This window comes from Salinimicrobium oceani, assembly GCF_012037645.1.
Genome location: NZ_JAAVJR010001718.1, coordinates 1 through 278, shown reverse-complemented (window position 1 = coordinate 278; position 278 = coordinate 1). Strand labels below are relative to the sequence as shown.

Sequence of the window (278 nt, the reverse complement as noted above, 5' to 3'; positions counted from 1 at the left end):
AGCAGGAAGCTCAAGATCTTCTGAACCTTTCAAAGGTACTTCGGGATAATCTAATCTTTCGATCTCTTCCCGAAAGTCTATTGCATATTCCTGAAGTTTATCCCGACGACTAATTAATTTCTCCAGAATTTCATCTCCGTTTAATTGCTGAAGTTCCCGGGGCCACTGCTGCATCGCCGCTGCCATTTTTTCGTCCGTAAGGCTTTCCTGAAGGGCTTTGGCTTCCTCAATAAAAATTTTCTCAGAAACATTTTTCAGAAAGTACAGGTCAAAGGGAT

Annotated in this window: 1 pseudogene; it reads right to left on the bottom strand. The window is 42.1% G+C overall.

What is annotated here, in order from left to right:
• Positions 1–278, bottom strand: a pseudogene (locus HC175_RS23735) (hypothetical protein); the annotation flags it as partial.